At 33.2% G+C, this 18,936-nt stretch carries 12 protein-coding genes; 5 read left to right on the forward strand and 7 right to left on the reverse strand.

Features of this window, described 5'->3' with window-relative positions:
- Window positions 1-14: 14 nt before the first annotated feature.
- From ACWA1F_RS12550 to ACWA1F_RS12560, 3 genes are all read right to left on the reverse strand, one after another.
- Window positions 15-485: a hypothetical protein gene (locus tag ACWA1F_RS12550; RefSeq protein ID WP_456894012.1), complete on the reverse strand. Its 471-nt coding sequence runs from the start codon at window positions 483-485 to the stop codon at window positions 15-17.
- 227 nt (window positions 486-712) lie between these two features.
- Window positions 713-2,305 carry a peptide chain release factor 3 gene (locus ACWA1F_RS12555; protein ID WP_456894014.1) on the reverse strand — a complete coding sequence of 531 codons (1,593 nt, stop codon included), beginning with the start codon at window positions 2,303-2,305 and terminating at the stop codon, window positions 713-715.
- 342 nt (window positions 2,306-2,647) lie between these two features.
- Window positions 2,648-4,090 (reverse strand): alpha-amylase, encoded by a 1,443-nt coding sequence (locus tag ACWA1F_RS12560; protein ID WP_456894016.1) that lies wholly within the window; start codon window positions 4,088-4,090, stop codon window positions 2,648-2,650.
- A gap of 489 nt (window positions 4,091-4,579) precedes the next feature.
- On the opposite strand from ACWA1F_RS12560, the gene ACWA1F_RS12565 reads away from it, so the two are divergent.
- The 4 genes from ACWA1F_RS12565 (at window position 4,580) to ACWA1F_RS12580 (ending at window position 12,580) form a co-directional block, all read left to right on the forward strand.
- Window positions 4,580-6,010: a peptidylprolyl isomerase gene (locus tag ACWA1F_RS12565; RefSeq protein WP_456894018.1), complete on the forward strand. Its 1,431-nt coding sequence runs from the start codon at window positions 4,580-4,582 to the stop codon at window positions 6,008-6,010.
- Between the two features lie 78 nt (window positions 6,011-6,088).
- The gene (locus ACWA1F_RS12570; protein WP_306158625.1) at window positions 6,089-7,042 is read left to right on the forward strand and encodes an AAA family ATPase; all 954 of its coding nucleotides are present in this window, start codon (window positions 6,089-6,091) and stop codon (window positions 7,040-7,042) included.
- A 377-nt stretch (window positions 7,043-7,419) separates the two neighbouring features.
- Window positions 7,420-10,191 (forward strand): bifunctional aconitate hydratase 2/2-methylisocitrate dehydratase, encoded by a 2,772-nt coding sequence (locus ACWA1F_RS12575; protein WP_456894020.1) that lies wholly within the window; start codon window positions 7,420-7,422, stop codon window positions 10,189-10,191.
- A gap of 124 nt (window positions 10,192-10,315) precedes the next feature.
- Window positions 10,316-12,580 carry an aconitate hydratase gene (locus ACWA1F_RS12580; protein ID WP_306158628.1) on the forward strand — a complete coding sequence of 755 codons (2,265 nt, stop codon included), beginning with the start codon at window positions 10,316-10,318 and terminating at the stop codon, window positions 12,578-12,580.
- Between the two features lie 74 nt (window positions 12,581-12,654).
- On the opposite strand, the gene ACWA1F_RS12585 is transcribed toward ACWA1F_RS12580, so the two are convergent.
- The gene (locus tag ACWA1F_RS12585) at window positions 12,655-14,055 is read right to left on the reverse strand and encodes a Kelch repeat-containing protein (RefSeq protein WP_456894022.1); all 1,401 of its coding nucleotides are present in this window, start codon (window positions 14,053-14,055) and stop codon (window positions 12,655-12,657) included.
- Between the two features lie 80 nt (window positions 14,056-14,135).
- The gene (locus ACWA1F_RS12590) at window positions 14,136-15,515 is read right to left on the reverse strand and encodes a Kelch repeat-containing protein (RefSeq protein WP_456894024.1); all 1,380 of its coding nucleotides are present in this window, start codon (window positions 15,513-15,515) and stop codon (window positions 14,136-14,138) included.
- A 250-nt stretch (window positions 15,516-15,765) separates the two neighbouring features.
- On the opposite strand from ACWA1F_RS12590, the gene ACWA1F_RS12595 reads away from it, so the two are divergent.
- The gene (locus ACWA1F_RS12595) at window positions 15,766-16,929 is read left to right on the forward strand and encodes an NlpC/P60 family protein (protein WP_456894026.1); all 1,164 of its coding nucleotides are present in this window, start codon (window positions 15,766-15,768) and stop codon (window positions 16,927-16,929) included.
- On the opposite strand, the gene ACWA1F_RS12600 is transcribed toward ACWA1F_RS12595, so the two are convergent.
- Together ACWA1F_RS12600 and ACWA1F_RS12605 are read right to left on the reverse strand one after the other, a co-directional pair.
- Window positions 16,926-17,315, reverse strand: a complete 390-nt coding sequence (locus ACWA1F_RS12600; protein ID WP_456894028.1) for a response regulator — start codon at window positions 17,313-17,315, stop codon at window positions 16,926-16,928. The genes ACWA1F_RS12595 and ACWA1F_RS12600 overlap by 4 nt on opposite strands.
- Window positions 17,305-18,612: a sensor histidine kinase gene (locus tag ACWA1F_RS12605; RefSeq protein WP_456894030.1), complete on the reverse strand. Its 1,308-nt coding sequence runs from the start codon at window positions 18,610-18,612 to the stop codon at window positions 17,305-17,307. The genes ACWA1F_RS12600 and ACWA1F_RS12605 overlap by 11 nt, the downstream gene beginning before the upstream one ends.
- Between the last annotated feature and the right edge of the window lie 324 nt (window positions 18,613-18,936).

Below are 18,936 nucleotides of genomic sequence, written 5' to 3' on the forward strand. Positions count from 1 at the left end.
CTAAGTTGGTTAGGTTAATTGGATGAAATGTAAAAATCGATTTTATCGTATGCTCTTGATTTAAAATTTTTGAAGAATACAGGGAATCTATGGCAGACATCTCCTTCAATATGACGGAAAAACGCAGATTCCATTCGTACTAAAATTCCAAAATGCTTGTCTATAAAACGTTTAAAATATTCCCACGCCATATCTATAACTATTTCTTTAGTGGTGAAATAGTATTTTAATCCATCTCCGGTAATAGCATCGCCTATTTTAGGATAGTGCCTAACACCATTTATTATTAATTTTTCAGGAATGTTGACCCAAGTTTCATTTTCGGCATCTGTAAAAGCAAATAGGGAATCATGAGAAATAATGAGTGTTGATCCGTTCTGACTGTCGAGAATCGATATGATTTTTTCTTTTGAGTCTCTTAATATTGAAATATTCGGAAAGAATTTTTCTGCTAATAATTTATTGAGTTTTTCTTCGATCTCCATTTCCATTAATTTTAATAGCGAGTTATATGTAAATATATCGCTACAAGAAATGTTTTAGAAGGCGCTGGAGGTTTTTATTGTATCAGAATAAGGTATTTTATTCTTGTAAATAGGTTGAATTGTTGAGATTATGGGATTTAAGAAAAAAGTGATTTCAGTAGTTTATTCCAATAAAAAAAGCGCTATAATACTATAGCGCTTTTTAAGATTTTAATTTTATATGTAATTTAATCAAATTCAGAAGTAAAATACAACTTCACACTTGGGTATTTGCTTTGCGTCATCTGGATTGTAAAATCAGAATCGGCTAAGAATACCAATTGGCCGTATTTATCGTGTGCCAAGAATTTTTGTTTGATACGCTTAAATTCTTTGAACTCTTCATTTTTAGAATCGTCAGGTTTAACCCAGCAAGCCTTATGTACAGGGAAATTCTCGTAAGTACATTTTGCTCCGTATTCGTGCTCTAGACGATATTGGATTACCTCGTATTGAAGTGCTCCAACTGTTCCGATAACTTTACGGTTGTTCATTTCTAAAGTAAATAACTGAGCAACTCCTTCGTCCATTAACTGATCGACTCCTTTTTCTAATTGCTTAGCTTTCATCGGGTCAGCATTGTTAATGTATCTAAAGTGTTCTGGAGAGAAACTCGGAATTCCTTTAAAGCTCATGATTTCGCCTTCTGTTAAAGTATCTCCAATTTTAAAGTTTCCAGTATCGTGTAAACCTACAATGTCACCAGGATAAGAAATGTCTACAATTTCTTTTTTCTCAGCGAAAAACGCATTCGGACTAGAGAATTTTAAATTTTTCTTCTGACGAACGTGGTAATAAGGCTTATTTCGTTCGAAAGTTCCCGAAACAATTTTAATAAATGCTAAACGGTCACGGTGTTTCGGATCCATGTTTGCGTGGATTTTGAAAACAAATCCCGTCATTTTTTCTTCGGTAGGCTCAACGGTACGAGTTTCTGACTCTTTTGCTCTTGGTGAAGGTGCAATTGTAATGAAACAATCTAACAACTCGCGAACTCCAAAGTTATTCAATGCAGAACCAAAAAATACAGGCTGAATTTTTCCGTCTAAATAATCTTGACGATCAAATTTTGGATATACTTCATCAATTAATTCTAATTCTTCACGAAGTTTAGTTGCAGCTTTTTCACCCACAATTTTATCCAATTCTGGATTATTCTGAACATCAGAAAAAGCAATTGTTTCTTCTATATTTTTACGGCTGTCTCCACTAAAAAGATTAATGTTTTCTTCCCAAAGATTGTAAATTCCCTGAAAATCGTAACCCATTCCGATAGGGAAACTTAATGGTGTAACTTTTAAACCTAGTTTCTGTTCTACTTCATCCATTAGATCAAAAGCATCTTTACCTTCACGGTCTAATTTATTGATGAAAACAATCATCGGAATATTACGCATTCTACAAACCGAAACCAATTTTTCAGTCTGTTCCTCAACTCCTTTTGCAACGTCAATCACAACGATTACGCTATCAACCGCAGTTAAAGTTCTAAATGTATCTTCGGCAAAATCCTTGTGTCCTGGAGTATCAAGGATATTGATTTTTTTATCTTTATAATTAAAAGCAAGAACAGAGGTAGAAACCGAAATACCTCTTTGGCGTTCGATTTCCATAAAGTCACTGGTTGCTCCTTTTTTAATCTTATTACTTTTTACCGCACCAGCTTCCTGAATTGCACCTCCAAATAACAATAATTTCTCGGTCAATGTTGTTTTACCGGCATCGGGATGCGATATAATTCCAAATGTTCTTCTGCGTTGTATTTCTTTTAAAAAGCTCATATTTTGTATAAATAGGTTGCAAAAGTACTATTAATTACGGCTTAATAAAAATATTCAGTTCGCAAATTGAATGTTGAAAATAGTAGCAGCTAATTTGGAAAAGTTTTTTGCCACGAATTGCACGAATTTCACTAATTATTGTTTTGCAAAAAAATCAATCCGAATTTTATAGCTATCTTTAGTAGTGAAAAGTAAACGTAAAGAATTTGTACTAAATAATTATTTTAGACAGAGAAAAAAAATAGTGAAATTCGTGCAATTAGTGGCTAAAAAAAAACACAATCTTGGCAAAAATAAAAAGCTGCTCTCGAAAGAACAGCTTTTAGAAATAGTCATTTTAAATTACTGATTAATTGACCAAACTGAATATCCTTTTGGAGGACATTGTATTTTTACCCATTTGTCTGCTTGAGTTGTTGGGTACCAAGATGAGTTTCCTGTAAAATCTTTAATTTGCGTGTTAGCCCAATTGGTCTGAATCCATCTTTCTTGCCAAACATCTGAATTGTTGATATAAACCACTAAACCAGGATTTCCGTTATAACCATTTCTTCTCGCTACATACTCGTCATTATCAGAATATAAAATAGAAGTTGTTCCAGTTGCTTTATTGTTGTGAATCCAAATAAGATTGTTCAATTTATTTTTGTCTAACCATTCTTCATAATCTCTGTAAAAGATAGTAGGATAGCCTTCGTGAGTTAATATATAGGAGTAAGCTAACATTTTACTGTAAATCTCATCTGTATCATGATTGGTTACAAAAGTTACCGCTTTATACGGATTACGTTTCCACATCATATCATCATTCAAAAGAGCAAGATTATTGCCATCAAAGGCATCATTCATTTTGTAATAACATGCAAAGTCAAAAACAGAACTGTTTGCATTGTTTGCCCAATCATTTAATACATTCACATTAGAATCCCATAATTCTCCAACGGAAAATCCGCCAACATTTGCATTCCACGCATTTACAACCCAGGCGCCAAAACCTTTCACATAATCAAATCTCCATCCGTCAAATTTCATAGTGTTTTTATAATATTTTCCAACTCCGTCAGCTCTAAGCCAAAGCCAGTTTTGAACATTTGGGGCAGCGTGGCATAAATCTGGAAAACCTCCAAAAGATCCTTCGTCATTATTTCCGTAACTATTTTTATAAAAATCATTATAGGTGCGAGGAAATTTACCAGAAGCAACTCCTGTAAAATTCGTCCAAGTATTTGTTCCAGTAAACGGATTGGCTTCAGATTGTCCTCCACTGTTATGATTAATTACGATATCAGCATACACTTTTATATTTTCAGTATGAGCTGCAGTAATTAAATTTACTAATTCAGTCTTTGAGCCAAATCTTGTTTCTGTAGTACCGTTTTGGTTGTAATCTCCAAAATCAAAATAATCTGTTGGGTCATATCCCATAGAAAAAGCTCCGTTTTGCGCTTTTGAAGCAGGAGGTAGCCAGATAGAGCCAATTCCAGCATTTCCCCATGCAGTTACTTTGCTGCTAACAGTATTCCACCAAGTTCCCCCAGCAGGAACATCCCAATAGAAAGCCTGCATCATAACGCCTCCGCCAGGATTATCTACATATTTTCCAGTAGAAGAAGAATTAGAAACTCCTGTACTAAAAGGTTTTCCGTCGTGGTGTGTAACCTCAATAACTTTAAATTTTTGGCTTTCAGCTTTCGCATCCGATTCGCTAATTTCATTTGTAGAACACGAATACAGCAGTCCAGTAAATGCCGTAATAAGGCATAACTTAAAAATAGGTTTTTTCATAATAGATGTGGTTAAGTTAAATAGTTGTTTTTGTAATTGTTAAAATTCAAGTCTTAAAATGCAGATATTGCTATTTTTTGATTGTGAAAATTATCAATTACGCATCTAAAGTAATTTTTTTTTGATTTATTTTTAATTTGTAAGAAAATAGTTTGCTACGAAAACGTTGTAGTGTTAAGAACTTTTTATTAGGATGCTTATAATTAGGTTTTTATTTTATTTGAAATTTAAATTTTCAAAGCAACTATAAAGTTATATTTCATTGAATTGAGAAAGTTAAAAGAGATGATTTTATCCAACGAAATAAAACTATCCTATAATTTTATGTTAATAGTATATCGGATAGTTGGATTATGTAATTGAATTGTTATTTTTGTTCGTTATAAGTTACGAAAGAACTATACTTTAATTATTTATGTTTAAGTTCAGCATCAATAATTTTAGAAGGATTATCTAAAACAGGCTTACATTCAAATAAAAATTAAAATAATGCTATTAAAAAAATTACAGCTAAAAACAATTGATTTCAAGTTTGCACTTCCAATTTGTTTTTTTCTTTTTTTTACTCCAATTATCACAGCGCAAGAAATTATTCCTGATGTTGTTGCTCAAAAACCAGTAGAAACTCCTTCTGGCGGAAAATTGAAAATTGACGGAATTATTGCGACAGTTGGAGATTATATCGTTTTAGATTCTGATATCGATAAAGGTTTTTTGGAAATTACAGCACAAGGCGGATCTATTAAAGATATTACAAGATGCCAGATGCTTGGTAAACTTCTAGAAGATAAATTATACGCACACCAAGCCATTCAGGATAGTATTATTGTGAGTGATGCCGAAGTTAGAGGTATGATGGAAGACCGTCTAAACTATATGACGCAGCAAGTTGGTGATATCAATAAAGTAGTAGAATACTATAAAAAAAGTTCTGTAGAAGAATTCAAAACTTATTTTGCTGATATCTTAAAGGAGCAGAAATTAGCTTCTGAAATGAGAGATAAAATCATTAAAGATGTTGAGATTACTCCTGAGGAAGTTCGTAATTTCTTTAAAAAAATACCAAAAGATGAATTGCCAACTTTTGGAGCAGAAATGGAAGTAGCACAAATTGTGGTAGAGCCTAAAATTTCTAAAGAAGACAAACAAAAAGTTATCGATAGATTAAATGCTATAAGAAAAGATGTTCTTGAAGGTTCTAGTTTTGCAACAAAAGCAGTTTTGTATTCTCAAGATCCAGGATCTTCACCAAACGGAGGTTATTACAAAATGACAAGAAAAACTCCTTTTGTAAAAGAGTTTAAAGATGTTGCTTTTAGTTTGCAGGCAGGTGAGGTTTCAGAACCATTTGAAACTACTTTCGGATACCATATTATTATGGTAGAAAAAATTAAAGGACAAGAAGTAGAACTTCGTCATATTTTGATTGCTCCGACAGTTTCTGAGGCAGCTTTAAAAGAAGCTAAAGAGAGAATTACCAATATTAGAAATAAGATCGTTAATAAAGAGATTACTTTTGCTGAAGCAGCAAGAACAGAGTCTGACGAAAAAGAAACTAGAGCAAACGGAGGAACATTGGTAAACCCGACAACTCAAGATACTCGATTCGAATTGACTAAAATGGATCCGACTTTGTATAGCCAGGTTTCAAATTTAAAAGGAGACGAAGTTTCTCAGCCACTTTTAAATACAGATGATAAAGGCAAAAAAACATATAAGTTGATTACCGTTACAAACAGAATTGACGAGCACACTGCAGATTATGCTAAAGATTATACTAAGATTAAAGAATTAGCATTAAAAGAAAAGCAGATTAACGCAATTGCAAAATGGTTTGATACTAAGATTAAAGACACTTATATCAAAATTATCGGAGAATATAAAGACTGTACTTTTGCAAACAATTGGTTGAAAAAATAAGTTTTAATAAATAAATAAAAAGAGTTAGTTTTATGAATTCATAGAATTAACTCTTTTTAATTTTAAATACATTCATAAATGTCTGACGTAACAGCAATTCACAATTTAGTTCAAAAAAGAAACGAATTAAAAAAAGAAATAGCGAAAATCATTGTAGGGCAGGACGCCGTTGTAGATCAAATTTTACTTTGTATATTTTCTGGAGGACACGCACTTTTAATTGGAGTTCCAGGTTTGGCAAAAACCTTAATGATAAACACTTTGTCTCAGGCTTTGGGGCTAGATTTTAAAAGAATTCAGTTTACACCAGATTTGATGCCTTCTGATATTTTAGGAAGTGAAATTTTGGATGAAAATAGAAATTTCAAATTCATTAAAGGGCCAATTTTTTCTAATATTATTTTGGCTGACGAGATTAACAGAACACCGCCAAAAACGCAAGCAGCTTTGTTGGAAGCCATGCAGGAAAGATCGGTTACGATTGCGGGACAACATCATAAATTAGATTTGCCTTATTTTGTTTTAGCAACTCAGAACCCAATTGAGCAAGAAGGAACTTATCCGTTGCCAGAAGCGCAATTGGATCGTTTTATGTTTGCTATTAAATTAGAATATCCAACTTTTGAAGAAGAAGTTCAAGTAGTAAAACGAACAACTTCTGATGTTAAAACAGAGATTAATCCTTTGTTTAGTGCGCAAGAAATTATCGATTTTCAGCATTTAATTCGCAGAATTCCTGTCGCAGATAATGTTATCGAATATGCGGTGACTTTAGTAAGTAAAACGCGTCCAGATAATAGTTTAACTACAGATTTTGTGAAAAACTACTTGGATTGGGGAGCAGGACCGAGAGCTTCACAGAATTTAATTTTGGCAGCAAAAGCACATGCCGCTTTTAATGGGAAATTTTCACCAGATATTGAAGATGTTCAGGCTGTTGCAACGGGTATTCTAAGACACAGAATTATTAAAAATTATAAAGCTGATGCTGAAGGAATAACGGAAGAAGTTATTATTAAGAAATTAATGTAAAATCTTAAAATATTTTTATAGAAATCCTGATAATTTATTGTCAGGATTTTTTGTTTTTAGAAGTTAGAAAAACCTTTCTCAACGACGTTTAAAATCTTAACTATAACGTTATAATTGCTTATTTAGAAAGATTCTTAGCGAAAATAGAGGTAAAAACTTACTTGCATTATAACATAGAATTTCGACTTTGTTAAAGAAAAGATTTTTAAATGTTAATAATTCATTATTTTAATATTAAATTGATTTATTGATAAAAACAAGCAGTGAAAATCGTTTTTTAGCAATAATAATTTTTGAAAACGCTAGTTCTATTAAATTTTTTTTAATTATCGTCTTTAATGCTTAAATTTGCCTCAAAAAAATAAATCCGCTTTATTATGAATATTTATCAGGATTACATTCAAGAAATTGAAGAAAGAAAAAATCAAGGGTTACACCCAAAACCAATTGATGGAGCTGAGTTATTAAGCGAAATCATTGCCCAAATTAAAGATGTTGATAACGCACACCGCGAAGACTCTCTTAAGTTTTTTATTTACAATACTTTACCTGGTACGACAAGTGCTGCAGGTGAAAAAGCAAAATTTTTAAAAGAAATTATTTTAGGTGAATCTTTAGTAAAAGAGATTACTCCTGATTTTGCTTTTGAATTATTATCGCACATGAAAGGTGGGCCTTCAATCGAGGTTTTACTAGATTTAGCTTTAGGTAATGATGTAGCTATTGCACAAGAAGCGGCGAAAGTACTTAAAACACAAGTTTTCCTTTATGATGCAGATACAGATCGTTTGAAGGAAGCATATAAAAATGGAAGTGTAATTGCTAAAGATATTTTAGAAAGCTATGCAAAAGCTGAATTCTTTACTAAGCTTCCAGAAGTTGCAGAAGAAATTAAAGTGGTGACTTTTATCGCTGGAGAAGGTGATATTTCTACAGATTTATTATCTCCAGGAAACCAAGCTCACTCACGTTCAGATCGTGAACTTCACGGTAAATGTATGATCACGCCAGAAGCACAAGCTGAAATTCAAGCTTTACAAGCAAAACATCCAGACGCAAGCGTGATGTTAATTGCTGAAAAAGGTACAATGGGTGTTGGTTCTTCTAGGATGTCAGGTGTAAACAACGTGGCGCTTTGGACTGGTAAACAAGCAAGTAAATATGTTCCGTTTGTAAATATTGCTCCAATTGTTGGAGGTACAAATGGTATTTCTCCAATCTTCCTTACAACGGTTGACGTTACAGGAGGTATTGGTGTTGACCTTAAAAACTGGGTTAAAAAAACGGACTCAGAAGGAAATGTTATTCGTAACGAAAATGACGAACCAATCCTTGAGCAAACGTATTCTGTTGCTACAGGAACAGTTCTTACAATTAATACAAAAACAAAAAAACTATACAACGGTGATCAAGAATTGATTGACATGTCTAAGTCATTCACTCCGCAAAAAATGGAATTCATTAAAGCTGGAGGATCTTATGCTATTGTATTTGGTAAAAAATTACAAACATTCGCAGCAAAAGTTTTAGATATTGAAGCTCCGCTAGTATTTGCTCCATCAAAAGAAATTTCTATTGAAGGACAGGGGCTTACTGCGGTAGAGAAAATCTTCAATAAAAATGCTGTTGGTATCACTCCAGGAAAAGTTTTACATGCTGGTTCAGACGTTCGTGTAGAAGTAAACATTGTAGGTTCTCAAGATACTACAGGTTTAATGACTGCTCAAGAATTAGAGTCTATGGCTGCTACAGTAATTTCTCCAATTGTTGACGGTGCTTACCAATCAGGATGTCACACAGCTTCTGTATGGGATAAAAAAGCGCAAGCTAATATTCCTAAATTGATGAAATTTATGAACAACTTTGGTTTGATCACGGCTCGTGACCCTAAAGGTGTTTACCACTCAATGACAGACGTTATCCATAAAGTACTAAATGATATCACTATCGACGAATGGGCAATCATTATCGGTGGTGACTCTCACACTAGAATGTCAAAAGGTGTTGCTTTTGGTGCTGACTCTGGAACCGTTGCACTTGCATTGGCTACAGGTGAAGCTTCTATGCCAATTCCAGAATCTGTAAAAGTGACTTTCAAAGGAGATATGAAAGGTTATATGGATTTCCGTGATGTGGTTCACGCTACACAAGCGCAAATGTTACATCAGTTTGGTGGAGAAAACGTATTCCAAGGTAGAATTATTGAGGTTCATATCGGAACTCTAACTGCTGACCAAGCGTTTACCTTTACAGACTGGACTGCAGAAATGAAAGCTAAAGCTTCTATCTGTATTTCTGAAGATGATACTTTGATCGAATCATTGGAAATTGCTAAAGGCAGAATCCAAATCATGATCGAAAAAGGAATGGATAACGAAAGACAAGTTCTTCAAGGATTAATCAATAAAGCAGACAAACGTATTGCTGAAATTAAATCTGCTGAAAAACCAGCTTTAACTCCAGATGCAAACGCTAAATATTATGCTGAAGTTGTAGTTGACTTAGATCAGATTGCTGAGCCAATGATTGCTGACCCAGACGTTAATAATATTGATGTTTCTAAAAGATATACTCACGATACTATTAGACCATTATCTTTCTACGGTGGAGTGAAAAAAGTAGATCTTGGATTTATCGGTTCTTGTATGGTTCACAAAGGAGATATGAAAATCCTTGCTCAAATGTTGAAAAACGTTGAAGCTCAAAATGGTAAAGTTCAATTTAATGCGCCGCTTGTAGTAGCGCCACCAACTTATAACATTGTTGATGAGCTTAAAGCTGAAGGTGATTGGGCAGTTTTACAAAAATACTCTGGTTTCGAATTTAATGATGATGCTCCAAAAGGTGCAGCACGTACAGAATACGAAAACATGCTTTACTTAGAGCGTCCAGGATGTAACCTTTGTATGGGTAACCAAGAAAAAGCGGCTAAAGGAGATACTGTAATGGCAACATCTACACGTCTTTTCCAAGGTAGAGTTGTAGAAGATACAGAAGGTAAAAAAGGAGAATCATTGCTTTCTTCTACGCCAGTTGTAGTTCTTTCTACGATTTTAGGTAGAACTCCGACTATGGAAGAATACACTGCTGCGGTAGATGGTATCAACTTAACTAAGTTCGCACCTTCTAACAAACAATTAGTTATGTAATCGATAGATTATTTAATAATATTTTCAAAGCCCGAGTCATAAAACTCGGGCTTTTTTAGTAATAATTACTCTATTTTTTGTAACTTGTCATGTTCAAAAAAGAATAATAAAAAACAAAAAATCTATGGCTTTTGATATCGAAATGATTAAAAAAGTGTACGAAAACATGCCTGCGCGAGTTGATAAAGCGCGTGAAATTGTTGGACGTCCGCTTACTTTAACAGAGAAAATTTTATACAATCACCTTTGGGACGGAAATCCGACAAAGGCATTTGGAAGAGGAGTTGATTATGTTGATTTTGCGCCAGACCGCGTAGCTTGTCAAGATGCAACTGCACAAATGGCATTGTTACAGTTTATGCACGCTGGAAAATCTAAAGTGGCAGTTCCTACAACGGTTCACTGTGATCACTTGATTCAGGCAAAAGTAGATGCTGTAACCGATTTGGCTAGAGCAAAAACACAAAGTAATGAGGTTTTCGACTTCTTATCTTCTGTTTCTAATAAATACGGAATCGGTTTCTGGAAACCGGGAGCTGGAATTATTCACCAAGTTGTACTTGAAAATTATGCTTTCCCAGGTGGAATGATGATTGGTACAGACTCTCATACTGTAAATGCAGGAGGTTTAGGAATGGTTGCAATTGGTGTTGGTGGAGCAGATGCTGTAGATGTTATGTCTGGAATGGCTTGGGAGCTTAAATTTCCAAAACTTATCGGAGTTAAATTAACTGGAAAATTATCTGGATGGACAGCTCCAAAAGACGTTATTCTTAAAGTTGCGGGTATTTTGACTGTAAAAGGTGGTACTGGAGCAATTGTAGAGTATTTTGGAGAAGGTGCTACGGCAATGTCTTGTACTGGTAAAGGAACTATTTGTAATATGGGAGCTGAAATTGGGGCTACAACTTCAACTTTTGGTTACGATGATTCAATGGGCCGTTACCTTCGTTCTACAAACAGAGCTGATGTGGCTGATGCTGCAGATAAAATTGCTTCTTATTTAACGGGAGATGCAGAGGTATACGCAAATCCGCACGAATATTTTGACCAAGTTATCGAAATTAATCTGTCTGAATTAGAGCCACATTTAAATGGGCCTTTTACACCAGATTTAGCTACTCCAATTTCTAAAATGAAAGAAGAAGCAATCAAAAACAACTGGCCATTACAAATTCAGGTTGGTCTAATTGGTTCTTGTACGAACTCTTCTTACGAAGATATTTCACGTGCGGCTTCATTGGCAAGACAAGTTGCCGATAAAAATTTAAAAACAAAATCACAGTTTACAATTACTCCAGGTTCTGAGGTAGTACGTTCTACTATTGAAAGAGACGGATTTATTGATACTTTTCATAAAATCGGAGCAACTGTTTTTGCTAATGCCTGCGGACCATGTATTGGTATGTGGGATAGAGAAGGAGCAGAAAAAGAAGAAAGAAATACAATTGTTCACTCTTTTAACCGAAACTTCTCAAAACGTGCAGATGGTAATCCAAATACTTTAGCTTTTGTGGGTTCTCCAGAATTAGTAACTGCTCTAGCTATTGCAGGTGATTTGAGTTTTAATCCATTAACAGATACATTAATCAATGAAGATGGAGAAGAAGTAAGACTTGATGCTCCAACTGGAGACGAGCTTCCTTCTAAAGGTTTCTATGCTGAAGACCCAGGATTTCAAGCTCCGGCTGCTGATGGTTCAGGAGTTCAAGTTGTCGTAAATCCTACTTCAGAACGTTTGCAACTATTGGCTCCTTTTAATGCTTGGGATGGTAAAAATATTGCAGGTGCTAAATTGCTAATCAAAGCATTTGGAAAATGTACTACAGACCACATTTCTATGGCTGGACCTTGGTTGCGTTTCCGCGGACACTTAGATAATATTTCAAACAATATGCTGATTGGAGCTGTAAATGCTTATAATCAAAAAACAAACTCTGTTAAAAATCAATTAACTGGCGAATACGATGCTGTTCCTGCTGTTGCACGTGCATACAAAGCAGCTGGAGTTCCATCTATTGTAGTTGGAGATCATAACTACGGAGAAGGTTCTTCTCGTGAGCACGCGGCTATGGAGCCACGTTTCTTAGGAGTTAAAGCGGTATTAGTAAAATCTTTTGCGCGTATCCACGAAACCAATCTTAAAAAACAAGGTCTTTTGGGATTGACATTTGCAAACGAAGCAGATTACGATAAAATTCAAGAAGATGACACTATCAATTTCTTAGATTTAACAGAATTTGCTCCAGGAAAACCATTAACACTAGAATTTGTTCATGCAGATGGTTCAAAAGATATTATCTTGGCAAACCATACCTATAACGAAGGGCAGATTGGCTGGTTTGTTGCAGGTTCTGCATTAAACCTAATTGCAGCTGGAAAAGCTTAATATTTAGATTTTATATATTAGAAAGCCCTGTGAAAACAGGGCTTTTTGTTTTTGAAGAGTAATATTCTATGAGATTAGTTTTTGTTTGCTACATTATTTTGTGATAAAACTCTAATTCGGTAAGGTCTTGTAGTTTCAAATTCATCAAGCGAAACGCTATATACTTTTGAAGAAGGAGATGTGTAGTAATTTGTAAAATCATATCCTCCAATGATATATAATTTATCATTAATAAAATGCATTGCAGTAGATTTTAGTTCAAGATCAATGTAATATTCTTTAATTAATTTCGATTTTGTATTGTAAACGAACAGTTTTCCATCTTCAAACAGATAAATAGTGTCATGATTGTATGTAACTGCAGGATTTTCAAGTCGACAAAGTAATGTTGCTTCGTGTTTCCAGCTTTCATTTGTTAAATCGAAACTCTGGATCTCAGAAAAACTTCTGTTGTCGGGATTGCCAATTATAAAGATCTTATCGCCAATTAAAACTCCTTGTACTTCTTGCGCTACTGGCATTTTTGCCAGCTCATACCATAAACCAGAAGTTAAATTGTACAAATGAACCTTGTCGGTAAAAGTTTTTACGCCCTTTACAGTCGATTTTATTGAGCCACCCATAACGATAATATTATCTTTATAAGTGAAAGAAGCAAAGCTTACGGCTTTATGTGGGTTGGTTTTGTCAATTGCAAGGGTATTGTTGTTAAAGTCAAAAACTTCAATTTCATTATCTAGAAATTCATGTTTTTTATTGCCGAGAGGTGCTCTTTTTCCTCCTAAGACATAAAGTGTATTGTTGTGAAAATTTATATTATGATAAGCTCTTTTTTTAAATTTTTGATTCGATTTCTCCCATAAATCTGTTTTCGGATCATAAATTAACAGGTCTCCTTTGTAGAAAGTTTTAGCTAAATCGCCTCCTATTTCTTGAAGGTATCTGTTTAAATAGGTAGGATCGCTAAATCTAGTAGGGTCGCCACCAATATTTTTAGATTTTATGGCAGTTAAAACATTCCATTGCTCGCTATTATCACCTCCAACAACATAGATCTTGCCATTTGCTACTGCAGAACCAAAAGCATAAATGCCGTGATCTAAAGGCGAGAGTTTAGTAAAATCAAGTTTGGATTTTAATTTGGACCATCTGTTATCAGTTATATATACATTTTTTAAAGTTTCAATATCTTCTTCAAGAGAAACAATATAGTTTGATTTTATAAAATCTGTAACTGCAATTTTTGCTGTTATATAGCCAATATGAGAAACCTGAAGAGTGTCGTTTGGTTTTATTTTATTGTTTAATGAAAATTCTCCCTTCTTATTGGTTAATGTTCCAATTTGAGTGTTCAGTGCGTAGATATTTGCATCTTCTACAGGTAAATTGCTGTTTTGAGATTTAACAATTCCACTTATTGTTTGTGCGTTTGCAATTAAAGGCAGTAAAATGGCAATGAAAAGTAGTTTTTTCATAATAAAGAAATTTGGTTTTGGATTCAATTCTTTAATATTCAAAAAATGCCCAAATTAAAAGGCATTTTCTTGTATTAGCATTAATTTGCTTGCGCTAAATTATTTTCAGATAAAACTCGAATTCGATTTGGTGCGGTCGTATCAAATTCATCAATAGAAATGCTGTACACTTTTGATGAAGGAATCTTCATAAAAGAGCCAAATGAATACCCTCCGATAATATATAATTTGTCATTTATAAAATGCATGGTAGCGCCTCTTAGTTGAAGATCGACAAAGTATTCTTTAATTTGTTTTGATTTTGTATTGTAAATTGACAGCTTGCCATCTTCCAAAATGTAAATGTCATTAGCGCTGTAAGCAATTGCTGGGTTTTCTAGGTGAGAAATTAAAGTTGCTTCATTTTTCCAAGTTTCACTTGTTAAATCAAAGCTGTGAATCTCAGATAAGCTTTTGTTGTCTTTGCTTCCAATAGTAAAAATTTTATCGTCAATCAAAACTCCTTTTACTTCTTTGGCAACAGGCATTTTTTCTAACTCATACCATAAACCAGAAGTGATATTGTACATGTGCACTTTGTCGGTAAAAGTTTTTTGTCCTTTTTCAGTCTTTTTTATCGAACCGCCCATAACAATGATGTTGTCTTTATAAACAAAAGAAGCAAAGTCTGCAGCTGTATGAGGATTGGTTTTGTCAATGGTGATTTTATTCTTATTAATGTCAAAAACTTCAATTTCGTTTTCTAAATATTCAAATCTTTGGTTTGTAGCTACTCTTTTTCCTCCTAAAACATAAAGGGTATTGTTGTAATAATTTATATTATGATAAGCTCTTCTCTTGAATTTTGTATCTGATTTCTCCCATACATCTGTTTTAGGGTCATAAATAAGCAAATCTTCTCTGTAAAACTTTTTAGACACTTGCATCTGAAGTAAGTCTCGATATTTTTTTTCGAAGTTAGGATCATTGTCAGAGCTTATGCTTCTTTCTTTTAAAATGTTTAATACATTCTCTTCTTCGCTGATGTCTCCACCTGTGATATAAATTTTGCCATTTATTACTGTCGAACCAAAAGAATACAGAACATTATTTAAAGATTCAAGTTTAGTAAAATCAAGTTTAGATTTTAATCTCGCATGATGTTTTGTTATCTCTACATTATTAAGGGTTTCGATATCTTCCTGCAGTGAGATGATAAAATTTGATTTTTTAAAATCGGAAATTGCAATTTTTGTCGAAATGTAGCCAATATGCGATACCTGAAGTGTGTCACTTGCTTTTGCTTTATTTAATGAAAATTCTCCTCTATCATTTGTTATGGTTCCAATTTTACCTTGTAAAGCATATATGTTTGCATCTCCGATTGGTAAATTAGTAGTTTGAGATTTAACGATCCCGTTTATTGTTTGCGCATTCGTGATAAAAGGCAATAAAATGAAGAGGTAGAGTAGTTTTTTCACAATGTTTAGGGTTTGGTTCTGGTTAAATTAGTATAAAAATACATCTTTTTAGTTAAAAAACTGCATTTCAAAAAGTTGGCACAATTTCTATGCCTAGGCTGTTAATTTGAGGTAAAATAATTGTTAAAAATTATGGTTTTTATTGTTTTAAGCGTTAAATTCGCCTTTGAGGTAATATATTTGTAATTTTTAAGTTTAATTATGTAACTAAACTTAATAAAAGCAGGATTTAAGAACTTAAAAGGTAAATATGGTTTACAGGTTAATAATAGTATTGTTTTTTATCAGTGTTGGAGCTTTTGCGCAGGATAATTTTATTAAGCACAAAATTTCGCAAGGAGAAAACCTTTCTGTTATTGCTAAAAAATATGGAGTTAAAGTAAAAGATATTGCAGACGCGAATCCGAATGCTCCTAAAATATTAAAACTAAATTCGACACTTTTAATTCCGAATAAAAATAAAACTGTAAAGTCAAAAACTAAAAACGTTGAAGTTGCAGTAAATAATACCTCTCCTAATACTTCTGGAACTCACGAAGTAGCCTCTAAAGAAACACTTTGGGGAATTTCTAAAAAATACAATATCTCTGTTGATGATTTAAAGAAGGCCAATCCGCTTTTGGAGACAGAAGGTTTAAAAATAGGACAACAGATCATCATTCCTTCTAATATAGCTGTAGCAGATGAAAAACCCGCAGAAAGTACGGCAGAGGTAGTTTCGACAGATGTAGAACTTTATAGAGAAGTTAAAGCTAAAGAAACAAAATACGGCATTTCTAAAGAATATGGAATTACAGTTGCAGAATTGGAACGCCAGAATCCATCGATTAAAGGAAAAGTGCCAGTTGGATATCTTCTGAAAATTAAAGTTCCAAAAGAAAAAGCAGATTCAATTCAAGCCTTAAAAGCTTCTCAAGAATCTACTGAAAATGCAATTGCTTCTTCTTCAGATCCAGTTTCAAATCCGACAGTGGAAGCGGTATCAGAAATAAAAAGAGATTCTACATTGGTTCGAACGGGAAATCACTCAGAATTAATTGACCAGCTTATTGCAAATGCTACAGAAAATATAGGAGTTAGATACCGATCGGGCGGAACTACAAAAGCAGGTTTTGATTGTTCAGGTTTAATGATTTGTACGTTTAATAATTTTGATATTAAATTGCCGAGAAGCTCGATTGAACAATCGCGCGTAGGAACAAAAGTAAGTACAGATGAAGCTCAAAAAGGCGATTTAATTTTCTTTAGAACCAATGGGAGACGCCATATCAACCATGTTGGGATGATTGTAGAAGTTGCAGAAGGCGAAATTAAATTTGTGCACTCATCAACCCACGGCGGAGTAATTATTTCTTCTACAAAAGAGCCTTACTACACAAGAGCATTTTCTCAGGTAAACCGCGTTTTAAATTAAGCATGCAGAAAAGCATTTTGCAATATTTCTAATCTAAAAGGTTTATTCCAAAAGTCAGATACGTACTTATTCTCTTTGATTTTCTTAATTTCGTCGATATCGAGAGTCGATGAAAGCACAAAAATTTCTATATTTTCTTTTAGATCTTCTGGCAGTTTGTCAAACTCTTCTAAGAATTCAAACCCATTCATAATAGGCATCTGAATGTCTAAAAGAATAATTAATGGATTTTGGTTCTGATTTTTCAAGATCCAATTCATTCCTTCTTTTCCATTATTAGCGATATAAGCAGGATTGATGTCAAGTCCTTTTTTAAGAAGCTTTTTAGTTACAAATTGATCAATCAAATTGTCTTCTATAATTATAAATTGAGATCTATACGGCATAAGAATTAGGTATTGTTACTATAAATTTACTTCCAACACTGCTTTCAGAAAAAACAAAAATATCTCCTCTTATATTTTCGACAGCTTCTTTTACAATATAAAGGCCTAAGCCAGAACCTTTGTTTTTATTTGTTCCAAAATACATATCAAAAATATTAGCTTTATGATCGTCGTGAATTCCGATTCCATTATCTGTTACTTCTATTTTATTCAGACCTTCGCTAAAATAGGTTTTAATCGTGATAAACATTTCCTGTTTATTGCAATCCGCATATTTTATAGCGTTTGAAAGCAGGTTGTTTATAATGATTTTTAATCGTAATCCATCGCTTTCAATCTGATCAACCAAAAGTTCTTGTGTAAATTTAATTCTGTCTGCATTTTCAATATGCATTAATTGCAGAATAGCTTCATTGCACAATTCTTTCAAACTTACTGGTTCTATGATAACTTGTTTTCTCTTGTTTTTAGAATAGTCAATAATATCACTAATAAACTGGTCTTGTCTTTCTAGGCTGTGGTGCATCATTTGCAAATAATTTCGAACTTGCTGAGGATCGTCTTCCAATGCTGTTATTTCGATTAGACCTTTCAGCGAAGTAATTGGCGACCGCAAATCATGTGAAGCACTATAAACAAACCGATCTAATTCACGATTGACCAGAATAAGATTTTCATTTTTAACTTCAGTCTCTTTTTTCGAAACCAATAGTCTTTTAACCATTATAGAATAATAAAAACAGACACTTAAGATTATGATCAGGATAAAAAAGATGTTTGTAATAATTAGTAAATCTTTTATTTTTCGGGTTCCTTCTCCTAATGTGTTAGAAAAATTACGTTCATTAACAGTTAATCGATCACTTATTGAGCTTATTTGTTTTAAGAATTTTTTCTGATCTGCTGCGGTTAACAAATTATGTTCGATTTTTGCATTGATCTGATGGCCAATAACAAACAAATTAAAAATAAGTTTGTCTCCTTGTCCCCATTCATCTATAGCTTTAGATAAAAAGCTTATATTTTTGAAATTTTCAAATAGCCAGATAATATCGTCTAAATCATCTTCGTCATTTCGGCCAATAAGAAACCCTTTTCTGGCAACTTCATTATCTCCAGCCTTTAAAAGAGTGACCCTTGCAATACCATCGCCCTGTGGAACTTTTAATTCTTCAAGAAACAAATTCCATTGTGCAGTATTCTTGGTAAACAAATAAATGATTAAATGTCTTGATGCATCTTTTTGTCCTTTCGAATAATGTGACTCTCCATTTACATAAGCTCTGTTGGCAGACAAGATTTTAATAGTAAAAAAATTGATGCAGATTAACAACGCACATGAAACAAAAACTATTAAAATGAGGATAAAAACATTGGGAAAGCGAAAGTTTTTTAAAGCTTGCAATCTAGACATAATCTTAAAATTAGTAGGTTAATAATAAACTGTCTTTTGCGTGTTTTTTAGCAATTATGAATAAACAATTTGGGAATTAATTCATTATTAAACATTAAACACTTGTTAATATATTTTGCTATTTAAAAATGCCTTTAAAATGATTCTCTCAAATATAATAAAATTTATCTTATAGATTTCGTAAAAAAAATAATATTCAAACAAAAA

The organism is Flavobacterium erigeronis, assembly GCF_054075165.1.